This is a genomic window from Pseudodesulfovibrio sp. 7M6 (genome assembly GCF_050058625.1).
Classification (GTDB): Bacteria; Desulfobacterota; Desulfovibrionia; order Desulfovibrionales; family Desulfovibrionaceae; genus Pseudodesulfovibrio; species Pseudodesulfovibrio salinus.
In genome coordinates, this window is sequence record NZ_CP188816.1 from 851,330 (window position 1) to 868,237 (window position 16,908).

Below are 16,908 nucleotides of genomic sequence, written 5' to 3' on the forward strand. Positions count from 1 at the left end.
CTGTTTGTCCTCAGAATCTCTCGATTGGGCCAATGCTTCCGCTTGAAGTCTGAGCTGGTCTTTCATGGGCTGTCGGCCTCCCGGACTATCCGTTGTGTGGTCGTCATACCATAGGCAGAGCCTGTATCGTCCAACAGCAGGCTGGCCGTGAGCCGCACCTGCAATGCCTGTCCATCTTTGTGTATACGGCGTGTTTCATAGGGCACCGGCAAATCGCCCACCGCAGCCAGTCGAAGGTTCTCCAGTTCCTCCGCCTGCAAATCCTTTGGGAGCATATCCTGAATGTTCATGGACAGTGCTTCCTCTTCTCTCCACCCGAGAAGCCTGTGTGCCGAAGGATTCCAGGACAGGATACCTCCCTTCATGTCCAACACGGTAATGGCATCCTGCGAGTCCCGCGCAACCACTGCGAGGCGGATTTGGCCATGGGCCTCCTGCAACAGCTCGTCAGATTTCTTCATCTCGGTTATGTCGACAAAGGTGATCACGGCGCCCTCAATCACGTTATCCAGGGTACGATAAGGCTGGATGCGCATTGTGTACCATTTCCCATCCTCTGCCTGTACCTCCAGATCTTTGGGGAGCAGCGTTTCCAGTACGGACTCCACATCTTCGACCAGGCTGTCGTAGCCCACAAGCTTGGAAACGATGTGACCGACATGTCGCCCGATATCGACTGGAATCAGGTTGATGATCTGGGTGGCAGCCGGGGTGAAGCGCATGATGCACAGATGGTGGTCCACGAATATCGTGGCGATGCCCGTTCCGGAGAGCAGGTTGCTCATGTCGTTGTTGGCCTGCGACAGATCGGTCAGCTTGTTTTGCAGCTCGGTATTGACGGTGGACAATTCCTCATTGACGGATTGTAGTTCCTCTTTGGAGGTCTCGAGTTCCTCGTTCGAGGATTGCAATTCTTCGTTTATTGACTGCATTTCCTCGTTGGACGAGTTGAGTTCCTCGTTGGATGTTTCGAGTTCCTCAATGGTGCTTTGGAGATATTCTTCGTTGGCCAACAGCTCTTGCCGCAGCGTCTTGACGAGATTGTCCTTTTCCCCATCTGATTCCTCTACCCCGCCCCCGACGGCTGGGGGGGCGGGTGTTTGCACAGACTCGTGGTTGATCTGCGGCGAGGGTTCCAGGATGACCAGATAGAGGGGGGCAGAAAAATCCACATGGTCGGCAGCTACCGGGCAGACCGTCAGGTCTACCGAGGTGAAGGACCCGTTGGTCTTGACCCACAAAGACTGGCTGCGGGCGGTTCCGCCGGATGAACGCGCCTTGTGCAGGGCCGTGTTCAATCCGCGGCGCAGTCCCTCCCGCGCCATCTTGAGGATGTTGTTGGTACCTGCCTCGCCTTGCGCGGGTTCCAGGTACTGGCCGGTGCGCCCGTGGAGGTAAAGGATGTCACCCTGCGCGTTGACGAGCACTCCCACGGGGACGAACCGTTGCAACAGCGTCTGTTCGGTCAAATCACGCAACGGCAGCTTGGCGGGGGCGGCCTCCTTGACGGTTGTCGGCCGGAGGAGTGACGAGTCAAGGGCCGACAGGGGCGGGATGAAACGGCTCATGGCTGTGGAGCGCTTGCCAAGCAGTGCTTCCTTGCGCAGATACAGTTTCGATTTGCGGTGCACGGCGGTGAACAGGTCACCGAAATCGCCCACTGTTTCCGATGTGCCCAAAAAGAGGAATCCGCCAGGGCGCAAAGCGTAATGGAAGAGCGGCATGAGTTTTTTCTGCAACTCTCCGCCCATGTAGATAAGCAGGTTGCGGCATACGATGCAGTCGAGCTTGGAAAAGGGCGGATCCTTGATTACGTCCTGTTCCGAAAAAATCAGGATGTCGCGGAGTGTTTTGTGGATGCGGTAGGCGCCGCCATTGGACTCAACCGTGAAAAAACGCGCCAGCCGTTCGGGCGTGACATCGGCGGCTATGCTGGCCGGGTACAATCCGCTTCGGGCAGTGCTTATGGCCCGACTGTCTATGTCGGTGGCAAAGATTTGCACCTTTATCCTTGTCCGGGTCTTTTCCATGTACTCCTGCAGGAGGATGGCGATCGAGTAAGCCTCCTCTCCGGTGGAGCATCCCGTCGACCAGATTCGGATTGAGGACCCAGGTGACTTTCCAGCAAAGAGTTTGGGGACAACCTCTTCCTCGAACTCCTTGAATACTTCGGTATCGCGAAAAAAACGGGTCACGCCGATGAGTAGGTCCCGAAAGAGTGCCTCCACCTCCAGCGGGGCTTGCTGCATGTATTGAATATACGCATCCAGCGTGTCGATTTGATTCACGGCCATTCGGCGTTCGATGCGGCGATGGATGGTGCTCGGTTTGTATTGGGAAAAATCGTGTCCGGTATGGATGCGCAGAAGGATGCATATTTTACGTAGCGCATTTTCGGTCCGGGACGTGGGGGCGGCCTCCGTATGGAGAGGCGGGCCATAGGCATGGGCAGCATAGGCGATGATCCGGGCGGGCATCTCCGACGGCGGCAATTCGTAATCCACCAGGCCGGTGGCAATGGCGCTGCGCGGCATACCGTCGTACTCGCAGGATTCGGGCGTCTGAGCAATGACCATGCCCCCTTCGCCCTTGATGGCCCGCACACCGAGGGTGCCGTCGCTGCCCGTGCCCGAGAGCACGACGCCGATCACAGATTCATGCAGACTCTGAGCCAGGGAACGGAAAAAATAGTCAATGGGCAGCCGCTGCCCCCTCGGGGCGATGGGGTCGATCAATTGCAATCTGCCGTGCAGAAGGGTCATGTCGTGGTTGGGCGGAATGATGTAGGTGCAGTTAGGCCGAACTTCCATACCGTCTTCCACCTCGAAGACCTCCATGCGGGTGCAGCGTTGGATGAGTTCGGTCAGCAGGCTCTTGTGATCCGGCGCCAGATGCTGGACCAGAATAAAGGCCATCCCCGGATCGGCATCGGCGGGCATGCCGGAGAAGAACGCTTCGAAAGCCGCCAGACCTCCGGCCGAGGCGCCAATGCCCACGATGGGGAAGGCTGGCCCGGAACGCCGCCCCGGAACGGGAGCGGCCTTTTCGGTCGATACGAGAGAATCCTTTTGCGGCTTAGAGGCGGGTGTGTCTTTTTTCTTTGTCATGTATTTTCCTTCCTCGCCGTCTCATATCCTGTCAGACATCTATTGTCCCGCGAGAAGACCGTGCCGTCTTCTTTTTCTGGCCCTGTTTATTGGCTTTTTGCCGATTATATTCGGCCAGTCAGAAACAGGACCATGATTATGATTATAATAACTCCAAGCGTGCTGCCGGGCGCATAGCCCCACGCGCGGCTGTGCGGCCAGACGGGAATGACTCCCAGAAGCAAAAGGGCCACAACAATCAGTATGATCATGGCAAGAGACATTGTATTTATCCGACGTTAATAGTTTAATAAGATAATGAAAACGGAGTGTAGAGCGTTCGTGGCTTGCCGTTATCATTACCCTCCTCTACCGAATGAACCGTTGACTGCCTTTAGTATCAATACCCAAAAGGTCTTGTCCGATGCCGGGGAGTTGTCTTCTTGTTTGTTCCCGCCAGCCTTTCCCGCATTACTCTGCGAAGCATTTCAATCGGTGGTCATGTCGTTGACCACCTTCTTTACGCCGTGAACATCATTGGCGAGCTTCCCGGCCAAGGCCTTCTCGGCATCGTTCCCGGCCTTGCCCTTCAGGGTGACGACGCCCTTTTCCGTCACGACATTGGTGTTCAGGGCACTTGTCGAGCGATGATAGAGCAGGGTTCCCTTGACCATGGCGGTGATGGACGCATCGTCAACGGCTTCTCCGAGGGCCTCCGCCTTCATGCCGATCATGGATTTGTCCTGTGCGGAAGCGGGTACCGACATCATGTTGTTGACGCTTCTGACACCTTCGACATCCCCGGCATACTCGCCGGTCAGGTCCTTCTGGGCGATGCTGGAGGCTTCGCCGCGCAGCGTGATGACGCCTTCTTCAGCGGAGACGCTTGTCGCGGCCGCATTCACGTTCTTATGGAAGAGAAGGGCGAGCTTCACCTTGGTTATGAGCCATGCATCCGTACCGGCAGAATGCGTCCTCTCTTGGATTGTGAGTTTGTTATCCACGCTTTTCACGTCAGGAAGTCCGGCGACGGTGTCGCCGGCCAGGGACAAGTGCGGCTCTTCTTCAACCGTTCCGGTCAGTGTTACCTCGCCATCGCTGGAACTCACCGTGATGTCGTCGTTCTTGAGATAGGTTTTGAACACGTATGTTTGTTTGGCGGAAGATTCGATACGGTCATCCATCGTGGCGGCATGGAGCTTGGCGTTGCCCAACAACACGAATGACATAACTACAGTCAGGCTTAAAATAATGAGTATTCTTTTCATGAGGCATTCCCTTTTCGGCTATAAAGACATGTCGTTTTATTTAATTATTACATGATGTTGTGCTAGTTATTCGCTCGTCGCGAAGGATTGTAGGCATAAGCGGGCGCAAGCGGTCAGCCTCGTACCACCGTTGCCTCCTGCTGATTTGCCGAGTCCGGGTGTCCAATGAGGGCAAGAACAGCCTAAGACCCGCATATAAGCAGGATCTCAAAGGCGAATTTTACAGTGTGGAGTCGTGTGGGCGCGGCAAGGGTGCGCGGAACGGCTAAGCGTGTTTCGAAATCTGGTATGGAGGGCTGTGGAGGCTGGAACGTCGGATGCCATGTGGCATAACGGTCAGGCTCTTCTGAACAGGCGCAAGATGAAAATCAGAATCACCGCGCCTACTGTCGCTGTGACTATTGCCCCGATCAGTCCGCCTGAGTTGATCCCAAGAAGCCCGAAGACGTATCCGCCTATCACCGCCCCGAGAACACCGACGACGATATCTCCGATGAGGCCGAATCCACCTTTCATAAGCATCCCGGCCAGCCAGCCGGCAACCAATCCTATCAATACGAACCAAAATAGACCAATCATGAAATGCCCCTATGATTAAAAATAATTTCAACTGTTTTTATATTAGCATGTGTAGTAAAAAATAACACTATAAATAAAAAATGATGCGACACTTACGGTATCGACTTAGGAAAACTGGACTCGTTCTATGGACAGAAATCGGTTTTGGTCGCTAAAGATGCGAAAATCGATACTACGTCCACCCCAAATTCATGGCTCAGTGGTCCGAAGGAGCGAGGCCTCTTTTCTTCTATTTCTCGGCACTAATTCAATTGGATCAGGCCCGACGTCATCAGGGGTCACTTTCAATGGCGGCTATTCTTTCCGTGGCAAATGTGGCGTTTTCAGTTCACTGAAATAACGCAATTAAGCAGTCTTTCAGCTGGTTTTTACGGCCTTTCACACCGCAACCCTATCCATACGTTCGAGTTGAGGAGTTTGGGACTTTTCGTGTCCGCTATGTGTCCGCTTTTTCCCCGACGCCATGCAAAACCAACGTCATTCCGCGCTTTCTGCACACAAAGCGACAGCGTGTCTCTAATAGGCTTGGCGGCGAATAAGTCCTGTATTATTGTTGCGTTAGATTGTCTTGCAAGTTGGCCAGCCTCAAGAATGGCATTCAAGAGGTCGTGGGTTCGATTCCCTCCAGCTCCACCAATGAATGTAAAGGCTTAGAAGGTTTTCCTTCTAAGCCTTTTTTCGTGGAATATACAAATGAATATACAAATAATATCGGGTGGATGAAGAGTGTCGCTTACAGCGTAGCTCGTTAAACTTTCCACCTTAAAAACGCTGCTCAGTGCTCCAACAAAGTGGACCCACTTCTATATACGACAACTAGTCTAGATGAACCTCTTGACCCCAAAAGGCTACGGCCTCGCCATAACATCCCTCTTGAGATTAGAGACGATCAAAGTCATCGTCAGACTGCCCTCCGCTCAGCGGAAGCGGTTTGGCACCACGAGACTGAACGCCACCATTTCCGGTCAAACGGAAATAGCTCATGACCTCCTTGAGCTGTTTGCCGTTGCCCGCAAGTTGCTCGCTGGTAGCCCCCATCTCTTCCGAGGCCGAGGCATTCTGCTGGCTGAAGGAATCGAGCTTGGCGATTGCCGAATTGATTTGCTCAGCGCCTGTCCGTTGCTCACTACTTCCGGCTGCTATCTCCTGCACAAGCTCTGCTGTTTTTTCTATGTTCGGCACCAGTCGGTCAAGCATCTCGCCAGCCTCACGTGCAGCTGCAACCGTGCCGTGGGAGAGTTCGCTTATCTCGCTGGCTGCTGATCCGCTTCGCTCGGCCAACTTACGCACTTCGGCGGCGACCACTGCGAACCCCTTGCCGCTTTCTCCTGCCCGGGCAGCCTCAATGGCTGCGTTGAGTGCCAACAAGTTTGTCTGTCTGGCAATCTCTTCGATGACGGAAATCTTCTCAGCGATATTCGTCATGGCACTCACGGCTCCCATAACGGCCTTGCCGCTTTCCCGTGCCTCTTTGGCGGCCTTGGTGGCTATCTCTTCGGTTTCATGAGCATTGTTGGTACTGTTGTTTATATTTTGAGTCATCAACTCCATGGAAGACGAGACTTCTTCAATGGATGAAGCCTGCTCCATTGCCCCTTGGGAAAGACTCTGGGCCATGCTCGCCAGTTCCTTACTTCCCAGGGCGACGTTGTCGGTCGTATTATCCACCTCGGTAACGACATTACGCAACTGCTCCACCATAAAGGCCAAAGCCCGCTGCAAATCGCCAACCTCATCTGCACGACTGGCATCTATGGTCGTATCCAGATCACCCTTTGCGATTTGGCTTGCCGTGGAAACCAATTTTTTGATTGGCTTTAAGATATTAGAGGCAAGGAGAAGCCAGATACCCAAACTAAGGACAATGAGTTGTCCTATGGCCAGGCATATGACGAGCATTCCAAGGTGGCGCGCAGAGGCGAATGTAGCACTTTTGTCGACTGCCATGACAAGGGTCCAGCCGAGCAGCGGAGACTTCTCGAAAATGATGAGCTTCTCTACCCCAAGCGACAAGGTCTCTTGTATGCCCTTTTGGTGGCTGGCAATGTACTGACCGTACTTTTCGCCTGTAAAGATATTTGTTTTCCCAACCAACTCAGTGTTGGGATGGGCCAGGAGACCACCGTCAGGAGCTACTATAAATGGATATGATTCCTCTGTCGCATTTGCCAAGATGAATCGCTCTGCGAATTTTTTTATTTCTACTCCAGATGCGACCACGCCGATGAGTTCCCCGTTATTGTAGACTGGCGAAGTTACGACGAAAACGAACATACTGGTCTGCTCGTTGTAGACCGGTAAGGATATGTAGTCCTTGCCCTTTATCGCTTCTTTAAACCAGCCTCTACCGCTAAAGTCCAAGTTTATCATTACGTCGCGGGATGCCGCTTTAACGATACCCATTTTATTAACAATAAGTACGCTGTTCACCGCTGGATTCCTTGACAGGTACCCCTTGAACAATTCCGCTCCTCTCTTCGTGAGTGGGGACCCCTTAGACAGTATGTCTATGACCTCACTCGTACCGGAAAACGTTATGATTTCGCTGTGTATTCCCTTTACCCACAACTCAACAGCTGATTTCAGACTGCTGACGGTGTTTTCAGATTTTTTAATCGCATCTGCGGATATCGATTCTGTGCTTTGCTGATATGTCAGCCAAGTAGTGATGGACATACCAATGAGAATTAAAGCAAAGGTCGGCAAAAGAAATTTGGGTGCCAATTTCATAAAATCTCCTAAATAATAAAACACTCTGTCTTCCGTCTAACATGACAGACTTGGCCTAAATCTGTGCACCCAGCGCATAGACGGACTTGTCACAATCTCCACTTCAATCATTGAGGTTGTTCGGTTTCCAACCCAACTACCCCCATGAGGAGCAACTCGCCTGAAACTGGTTCAATTGTCCCGACGAGACGTGAGGCCTGGACATTCACACCACCCGGTATTCCGATGAGATCAAAACGGGGTTGCATAGTGCACCCCTCGCAATGACTCTAAGCATTGGCTAACCAAAAACCGGAAAGGTCAATTATAAAGAAAGGGCATACCAATAGAGATGATAGTCTATAGCTGAACACAAGACAGTGTATCTGGAGCCTGCTGCTAAAGAGTTACAAATCTGGGGACACAATACTATTTTTTTTGGGCCTCTCCGGCTTTCCGGGCATCATTTTTTGCCGTAATTTCAGTTCAAGCGTTCTGATAAACGCGGTATCTCCAGCGGGGCGCCTTGTTCTTTCGTGCTGAATAGACGCATCACTTTTGTATAGATTGTTGTATCTGGAGAAACCACATAAACCCAAAAGAGTATCGAAATATGCAATTGATTGCAGTATGGTCTTGTGTCCTCTTTGTGTCCTAATCCACAGCAACGGCTTGCATAAGCTTGCAGATTCAGGCACCCGATGTGCGCAAAGCAGAGAATGCACAAATCGGAATCGACGGGCGAAAGTCATGTTTTTATAAATAGTTGCCGTGTTGTATCCACTGCAGGATTTCTTGAATGGCATTCAAGATGTCGTGGGTTCAATTCCCTCCAGCTCCACCAATGATTATAAAGGCTTGGAAGTTTTTCCTTCTAAGCCTTTTTTCGTGGGATATACAAAAGGATATACAGATGATATCGGGTGGATTTTGAGGGGCCAATTGGCGAAGGCCTTGAGGTGGTCAGGCTACACCGCCTCGGTCGAGTTACTTTGTGTCTGGTATATTCTGTTACCAATCAGCCGCCGGATTGTGCATTTTTCCATATTTCTTGGGCTTCCTGCTTGAGTTTACCAACATCTTGTTCGATGACCTGAGCCTTTTCCAGTTCGGTGATGGTGTCCAACTCACTTCTTTGGGCTTCGGCATTGTCGAGCAAGGTCTTGATCTCCGGGTATGACTGACTCTTGGCAATAGCCGTTGCGTATAGCGTTATCTCATCGATATAACTCGCAATGTTTTTCCGAATTGCCGCCATCGTTTCGAGGATGTTTTCACTTTGTGCCTGTTGGATTTCCTTGTCATGCTGCTCAATGGCCCATTGCTTGGCATCGGCAACGGTGACGACTCTGTACCCCTTCAACTGCTTATTGAGTGGCTTGATATAGTCGTCCAGTTCTATCGCGACGGGATACTGGGCGTCTGCTCTTTCGACAACACGGATAAAGAAGTCAACGGCATCGACGGTGCCTTGGTTCTGAGCGGTGTCAATGAGCGTATTGTTCGAATCGCCAAACTGTTCTTTGATGTATTTGTTTTTGAGGTACTTCTCAAAATCTTCAGGGGTCCCGAAATCGCCATCGTCGACTTTGCTGCTGATTTGTTGCAGTGCTTCGGTAACGGGAATTCCCAGCTCGCTTTTGCCCTTGATGGTGGTCAGCAATGGACGCAGGTCCGCGGCCTTGCTGCTGCTACCGACCTTGCTCAAGGTTCCATTTTTAAAACTGAATTTTTTGTATACGCTTGGTTTGATGCTCTTGGCATCTCTATACCACGTGCCTGTCAACCTATACAATTTCATGTAAACAGGGCTTACGACAGGGTTGTCCGGCCCCGAAAATTGATAGCTCTTTTCCATGTCTTGCAACAGACTCTGCAGATGTTCAACCTTTGGGGCCAGATCCTCTTCGGAATCAACTTTTTCAAAGCAGATGTTTATCCTTTCCCCCGCTGTTTTCATGTTCGTCATCGTCTCGGATATTTTATTGAACTTGTCTCCCAGCAGCGGTTTGAAGTTGGTTTCAAGGTATTCATCATATGCCTTGTACAAGTCGTGGTACTTTTCCTGATATATGCCGCTGACTCGCTCGATGCAGATAATAATGTGCGTGTGCAGCGGATATTGGACCAGGGCCATATTAGCTTTCGGGGCGACCTCCACCGGGAATTCAAAATGCAATGTTTCGCCTGCTTGGCACTTGTCGTCATTCTCCCAGTCACCGCGATACGAATCCCGGCAAATGGTGAGCAGCGTGTCGTCATACATTCCCGTCACATTGTTGGCGATGGGTTCGTACCCTTCAGGGTACCCGAACAAGTCGGACCGGTATTTCATTTTTGCCGGGGCGGTGATGTGCTGCAGCAGAACCCCGAATTGTTCCTCGATCTCGGCCTTGTTTTTTGATTTTTTGTATTTGTCAATTAAACTGTAGGCTTCAGTCTTGTCTTTTGTATCAATTGTCAATCCTTTAAAAAGCGTATCCATGGTCTCTTTGCCGTATTTGGACTGCAAAATTTCATCGATACTCCAAGCGTAATCCGTGCTGTGGGCGGATTGTTCAACCTGATAGTAGTCCTTCTTGGAGGCGAATACATTCCTTATGGGAGCATCTCCCAGATAGTGATAGGCGCGATAGAGATTTTTGCTGTGGGTGTCGAAAAACATCCGGTCGATATTTGGCGGATATGTCGCACTGGACGCGTAGTCGACCACATCGGAACCCTGCAAACGGTCTTCCTGCTGCAGGATGACGTAGGTGCCGGTCAGCAGGGGTGTGTGGTTGTAGTCCCATCCCTCGTTCTGTTTCCGGCGCAGGCCGAAGCGTTCGTCCAGAACGATGTCGTCCGTGTTCATGGTGATGAGAAGGTCGAGCGACTCCTGGGCGACCTGCTTGACCAGGGGGTTGGCGCCAGTCGCCGCGCCTGCGACGTTGGTGGCCAGGTTCAGCGCTTCGGAAATCTGCTTGTTTTCCTGGGAATCCACCTCAAGTACCACGACCCGCATGAGGAAATTGTCGGAATCGATACGGACCGGCCCGATGATGGGCCATTCGCCGATGTTCAATGAGGAGGAGAGTGTCTGGCCGGTGCTTGAATAGACGACGAAACCCTTGTCCCGCACCTCGGAACCGGAATGAAACGAAACGAGAATGACGATTTCCCCTTTGCGTTTCTTGCCGACTTCCTTGAGATACCGGATATATGCGGACCGCAGGGAGATCTGGACCCACTCGTCCTTGAGGATTTCCCGCTTCCTGATTTCCTTTTTATCGTCACTCTGCTTGGAATTGTCCTCGGTGCATGGGGTCAACAGCCCCCGGACATTGCCTTTATGGAGAATCGGCACAAAACGCTTGTCGCCGTCGAGCGCCTTTGCCGAATCCACCCGCAGTACCAATCCGGTCCCGACATGGGTCGCCGGTCCCGTCAGGGCGGCCGGGTCCTGTTTGTTCAGCTGACACCCCGTCACCACGAAAAACAGACAAAAACACCCTATCAACTTCAAATAGTATAACATATAACGTGCCCCATTAATTAAAGCAAAGACATAGATGTATCAATATGGCTGAACGAAACAAAAAAGACAACCGAATACTACAAAAATAGCATGGCGGGTGCACTTTTTTCAGTTGGTACCCAGTGAAGTCCGGCGAAACGACGGGCGGCCGGACTTTTGGTGCTGATATGTCGGAAGCTTTACTTTTATTCTTTTTTTTCTTTCCCGACCTCAAGGTAGAAAATCAAATGGCGCTTTAGCCGGATGAACCCCTTTTACCCGCAAATATACCATCGATGTATATTTCTAGCTAAAAACAATAAGTATTCCAAACAACTACAATCGATGACTTTGAATGGCATTCAAGCGGTCGTGGGTTCAATTCCCTCCAGTTCCACCACAAGAAAGTAAAGGATTAGAAATTTTTTTTCCTAAGCCTTTTCCTGTGAGGGATTCAATAAATAGACAAATAATCTCGGATTGATAGCGGGTTGGTCGGCTCGTTTGGCAGATGCGGTTGGTGGTTTTTATCATGCCGGATTGGCGAAGCCTGACCGCCCATTGGGTGTTGGTAGGGGAAGCGATGACATATACACGGGGGCATGCCTGTGTGGCGAGGTGGCCTTTGAGATGGAAGGGACGTTCGAGAATTTTTACCTTTGCCATTGCGAGCGATGTCGGAACGAATCCGTGGGGGTGGGCGACCATCGGGCTTGTGCGCCCGATCAAAAGGAAAAGCGGCCCCGGTTGCGCGGCAACCGAAACCGCTTTTCTAGGCCGCGCCCAAGACCACCTCGGTCCGGCCCTGGCGGTGCAGGTTCTTGATGTCGCGCAGGGGCGGGGCGCCGAACTGGCGCTTGTATTCGCGGCTGAACTGCGACGGGCTTTCGTAGCCCACCTGCAGGGCTGCGGTGGTGGCGTCCCGGCTCTCAGTCAGCATGAGGCGCCGGGCCTCGTGCAGCCGAAGCCATTTCTGAAACTGCAGGGGGCTCATGGCCGTCATGGCGCGGAAATGGTGATGGAAGGTGGACACGCTCATGCCGGTTTTTCTGGCCAGCCCTTCCACGCTAAGCTGTTTGGTGTAGTTCTCCTTGAGCCAGTCCACGGTCCTGGCCACCTGCTGGCCGTGGCTCTCGGCCGTGGCGATCTGGCGCAGGCGCGGACCGAGTTCGCCCATGAGCAGCCGGTAAAGTATCTCCCTGAGGATCAGCGGCGAGAGGATGGGGATGTCCTCCGGGGTATCCAGAAGGTCGATCAGTCGCTGGAAGCAGTCGATCAGCGGTTCGGAGACCTCGCATACGGCCATGCCCCGTCCGGTCTGCCGGGTGCGCGGGGCCGGAAGGTTGCTGTCGACCATGAGCTGGGCGACCATGCCCAGGTCTATCTTCAGGACCAGGCTGAGGAGCGGGGTCTCCTTGCTCGCCGTTACGATATTGGCCATGACCGGTAGACCGACCGAAGTTATCAGCATGTGGTTTTCGTCATAGATGTATTCCTCGTCGCCGAGCTGGACCCGCTTGACCCCCTGAGCGACCAGGCAGACGCACGGCTCGTACATGGCGCTCATGGGCGCGGTGGGGGCTTCGTACCGGATCAGCATTAATCCTGGAATATCCGACGTCTGGTGGTCGTCCTTCTCGGTCCAGCGGTGAATCCGCTTTGCCAGAGCGCTTCGCGCCGTACTGATGTTGTCTGTCGCATTATTGCCCATTGCGGGCCTCCTTTGCATTCATCTCTTACAGCCATGGAAGTTGTTGAACAAGGGATGTTATTCCTCTTTCGGAGGATTGTGCAACAATTAAGGAGAATCGGTCTAGCCCGCCTGGGGGGCTTGGCCCTATACGATAGGGGAATTCGGCTGCGTCCCTCCGGAGGTGCTTCCAGTCACCTTCAAGGTCCATATAACGCCAGCCAATACCCATCACCCCAGGAGGTAGATATGAATTTTGATTATTATAACCCCACGCGCTTGGTTTTCGGGGCGGGCTCATTTTCCCGCCTCGGCGAAGTGGCCGCCGGTCTCGGCCAGAAGGCCCTGATCGTCACCGGCGGTGGCAGCGTCAAGCGCAACGGTACGTTTGATCGTGCAATCGAGAGCCTCAAGGCCGCCGGCGTCGATTTTGCCGAATGCACCGGGATCGAACCGAATCCGCGCATCTCATCCGTGGCCCGTGGCGCGCGGATCGTGCGCGAGCAAGGATGCGACGTGATCATCGCCCTGGGCGGCGGCAGCACCATGGACGCCTCCAAGATGATCGCCGCGGCGGCACTGTACGACGGCGACCCGTGGAACCTGATCGGCCACGGACAGCCCGAGTGGCACGTTCCCACCGAGGCATTGCCCGTTATCACCGTGCCCACCCTGGCCGCCACCGGCTCGGAAATGAATTGGGGCGCGGTCATCTCCAATGACGAAACCAAGGTGAAGTCCTTTACCCATGCCGAGTGCCTGTTCCCCCGGTTCGCCGTCGTCGATCCCGAGCTGACCTTGACCGTACCCGCGAACCAGACCGCCTATGGCGTGTGCGACATCATCACTCACGTCATGGAAGGGTACTTCAACGGGGTGGACGGCACGCCCATCCAGGACCGTTTCGCCGAGGGCGTGATTATCAACGCCCTTGAGTGGGGGCGCAAAGCCGTGGAGAATGGTACCGACATCGAGGCCCGCGCCCAAGTGCAGTGGGCCTCCATCGTCGCTCTCAATGGCTGGATTCAAGCCGGGGTGCACATGGTCGCCCCGATGCACATGATCGAGCACGCGCTTTCCGCCCACCACGACATTACGCACGGCGCGGGGCTGGCCATTGTTGGTCCCGCCTGGATGCGTTTTGCCGCCCGGCATCGCCCGGAGCGTTTCGCCCAGTTTGCCGAGCGTGTCTTCGGCCTGTCCCCCGAGGGCAAGGACGTTGCAGCTCTGGCAACGGAAGGTATCGACGCATACGCCGCGTTCCTGAAGGAGATCGGTTGCCCCGCGCGCCTGTCCGAAGTGGGGATCGGCGATGAATTGTTCGATCAGTATGCCAAGGACGCCGCACTGGTGGCCCGCGACGGGGACGGCAACTTGCTGGGCCGCCCGTCCATGAGCCGCGACGACATCGTCGGGATGCTTCGCTCGGCCCTGTAGCCGGGGCTGGCGCATCAAAATATCACCGGTCCGCCCGGCTCAAGGGAGTTGGGCGGGCCGTCAACGGCTAATCCGAAGGAGCGGGGAGCAGGGCTGACTAAAACATAGTGGAATATTCGAGCGGGGGCCCGAGAACACCGCGTACGCGCAGTATTTCGTGGGCCAGAATTATGTGAATATTCTGTCCGGGGGAAGGCCCCGTCAACGTCATCTTCGAGCCGGGATGCCGGAACACAACTGGCACATCCCCAGAGCTGACAAGGGCGGAGGACAGGGGCTGCTCTCCACCTACGAGCGGAAGCTGTGTGCCTGGCGCATTTCCGCAGGGAGGTGGAGTAGACCGGCGTCCTGAATGATTTCTCCGCCAAATTCTCCATTGCCGCCCTGTGACCTTGTCCGCCGGGTGCCGGGCGCGTTGCCGCGTTTCCCGGCTAGCCCCACCCGGCAACGGGCGTGAACAAGGCGAATAAGGATGGCTTGAACGCAAAGGAAGGGCAAGACGACCTTGGAAGGAACGATAGCCAAGTCGTTCCGGCTGACGGATGTGAACTGAGAAGTGAGTCCACTTTGGTAGGAGGGCGCAGATGATACCCCTTCATAAGAAGGGGGCTTTAAAAATGGCAGGGAGCGCTATTAGATTTTGGATTGGGGGGCAACATTCAATACTATATTTATAATATGGTTTTCAGAGGTCCGTATTTTTGCGAAAATACGGTCGTTGTTCTGAATGGAAGCACCGGCCGAAGACTCTTCAATAACGGAAACCAGGATATTGTTGCGCTTATTCTGCCTCCCAGCAATGGGAGGATGAGTGCGCTTCGAGTCTTTTGCGATTTCATTGACAATGCAACGATCCCTCTGCAAATTGTTCCCCCCATTGAAGCGTTGCTCTGTTGCATTGCCGTGAAAAGTCCATCCTCCCGCCAGCCGGGTCGCTGTCCGCCGGATTCGGCTTTTCCCATGCGCCATGGAACGTTTCTGGGGAACTATCCGGAAAAAACATTGTCGAGTTTGAGAAATGGAGGTTTTGATGAAAGTTGCACTTTTAATGAAAAGCATGTGCAAATGGGTGCTGCCCGCCTTGCTCCTCTGCGTTGTTGCTGCTCCCGCCGCCATGGCGCGTACGTCCAGCCACCCGGACACGTTGGTTGTGGCAACCACCTATGACGCCAAGACGCTTGATCCTTATATGACCAATGATGTGGCGTCTTCCAATGCCATGCGTCAGATATATGAAACCCTCGTGACCATCGACGACGAGGGCAAGGTCGTCCCCTCCCTCGCGGAAAAAGTTGAGCGCGTTGACGACAAGACGTACCGGTTCACCCTGAAAAAGGGCGTTAAGTTTCATAACGGCGAGCTCCTTACTGCCGATGACGCCATCTTCAGTTTGAAACGTGCCTATGAAAAAGGTGCTTCCGTCCGTCATATTATGGGTGTCATCGATCCCAGTGGCTTCAAGAAGATTGATGACTACACCTTTGAGGTGAAGACCAAGGAAGCAATGAGTTCCTTCTTGGCCGCACTGACGCACTTCGGCGGCGGTGTCATTCTCAACCAAAAGGCCGTCGAAGCGGCTGGCGACGATTACGGTTTTAAACCCGTCGGTACTGGCCCCTATAAGCTCGTCTCATGGAAGAAGGGCGACCGCATGGAATTGGAGCGCTTTGAAGACTACCACGGCGAAAAGCCCGAGTTCAAAAAAATGGTGCTTCGCATCATTCCCGAGGCATCCAACCGCACCATTGAGCTGGAGAGCGGAAACGTTGACATCGCTTTCGAGCTTTCCTCGCTGGACATTTCCCGCGTCAAGGCCAATCCGAATCTGAAAATCAGCTCACTGGTCGACAACTCCGTCACCTATCTCGGCTTTAACTGCAGCAAGCCGCCTTTTGACAATCAAAAGTTACGTCAGGCCATTTTTAAGGCCATCAACATTCCCGCCAGCGTCAAGGCCGCCTTCCGGGGCAACGCCTATCCTGCCGCCAGCGTCATCGCGCCGAACGTCAAGTACGCAGACTCAAGTCTGGAAGTGCCCAAGGCCGACCTGGCCGAGGCCAAGAAACTGCTGGCCGAAGCCGGTTACCCCAACGGCCTGAACACCACGCTCTGGACCAACTCAAAGAAGGTCCGTGTGGACATGGCCACCATCATTCAGGCGCAGCTGAAAAAGATTGGCGTAAATGTGAAGGTTCAGGTTATGGAGTGGGGCGCTTACCTGCAGGGGCTTAAGGAGTTTAAACACCAGCTCTTCCTCGTTGGTTGGACTTGCCAGACCCCGGACCCGGACATGGCTGTTTACCCTACCTTCCATTCCTCGCAGATCGGCGGCAACAACTTTGCCGCATTTGGTGATCCCGAAGTGGACAAGTTGCTTTCCACCGCCCGTATTACGCCTGACGGACCGGAACGCAAGGCCATGTACTCCGAAATTCAGAAGCTGCTGCGCGAAAAGGCTCCCTGGGTGCCCTTGGCGAACAAAAAGTTCGCCTTTGGTCTTCAGGACTACATTGTAGGCTTCAAGCCCAGCCCGTTCGGTTTCCACGCCTTGTACAAGGTTAAGCTCAAGAAATAATGCCCATCGGGAAGGCGGCCTTTGGTCGCCTTCCCGTGTTTCCGGTCCGAGAACCTGCTGCCAGGGTG

9 protein-coding genes are annotated in these 16,908 nt (G+C 53.6%); 2 read left to right on the forward strand and 7 right to left on the reverse strand.

Annotated features, from left to right (window positions below; all coding sequences use genetic code 11):
- Positions 1–62: 62 nt before the first annotated feature.
- The 7 genes from ACI0FG_RS03925 to ACI0FG_RS03955 form a co-directional block, all read right to left on the reverse strand.
- Complete coding sequence (locus ACI0FG_RS03925) at positions 63–3,107, reverse strand: chemotaxis protein CheB (protein ID WP_419787258.1); 3,045 nt, start codon at positions 3,105–3,107, stop codon at positions 63–65.
- Positions 3,108–3,211: 104 nt separating this feature from the next.
- The gene (locus tag ACI0FG_RS03930) at positions 3,212–3,370 is read right to left on the reverse strand and encodes a DUF3309 family protein (protein ID WP_419787259.1); all 159 of its coding nucleotides are present in this window, start codon (positions 3,368–3,370) and stop codon (positions 3,212–3,214) included.
- 204 nt (positions 3,371–3,574) lie between these two features.
- Positions 3,575–4,354 (reverse strand): BON domain-containing protein, encoded by a 780-nt coding sequence (locus tag ACI0FG_RS03935; protein ID WP_338667976.1) that lies wholly within the window; start codon positions 4,352–4,354, stop codon positions 3,575–3,577.
- A 336-nt stretch (positions 4,355–4,690) separates the two neighbouring features.
- Positions 4,691–4,933 (reverse strand): GlsB/YeaQ/YmgE family stress response membrane protein, encoded by a 243-nt coding sequence (locus tag ACI0FG_RS03940; RefSeq protein ID WP_419787260.1) that lies wholly within the window; start codon positions 4,931–4,933, stop codon positions 4,691–4,693.
- Between the two features lie 879 nt (positions 4,934–5,812).
- Positions 5,813–7,663, reverse strand: a complete 1,851-nt coding sequence (locus ACI0FG_RS03945; RefSeq protein WP_419787261.1) for a methyl-accepting chemotaxis protein — start codon at positions 7,661–7,663, stop codon at positions 5,813–5,815.
- 997 nt (positions 7,664–8,660) lie between these two features.
- Entirely contained in the window at positions 8,661–10,706 is a 2,046-nt protein-coding gene (locus ACI0FG_RS03950; protein ID WP_419787262.1) for a hypothetical protein, read from the reverse strand.
- A gap of 1,204 nt (positions 10,707–11,910) precedes the next feature.
- Complete coding sequence (locus ACI0FG_RS03955; RefSeq protein WP_419787263.1) at positions 11,911–12,849, reverse strand: AraC family transcriptional regulator; 939 nt, start codon at positions 12,847–12,849, stop codon at positions 11,911–11,913.
- 228 nt (positions 12,850–13,077) lie between these two features.
- Here ACI0FG_RS03955 and ACI0FG_RS03960 point away from each other — a divergent pair, with 228 nt between their 5' ends.
- Together ACI0FG_RS03960 and ACI0FG_RS03965 are read left to right on the forward strand one after the other, a co-directional pair.
- Positions 13,078–14,265 carry an iron-containing alcohol dehydrogenase gene (locus ACI0FG_RS03960; protein ID WP_419787264.1) on the forward strand — a complete coding sequence of 396 codons (1,188 nt, stop codon included), beginning with the start codon at positions 13,078–13,080 and terminating at the stop codon, positions 14,263–14,265.
- 1,030 nt (positions 14,266–15,295) lie between these two features.
- Complete coding sequence (locus ACI0FG_RS03965) at positions 15,296–16,840, forward strand: ABC transporter substrate-binding protein (protein WP_419787265.1); 1,545 nt, start codon at positions 15,296–15,298, stop codon at positions 16,838–16,840.
- Positions 16,841–16,908 lie beyond the last annotated feature (68 nt).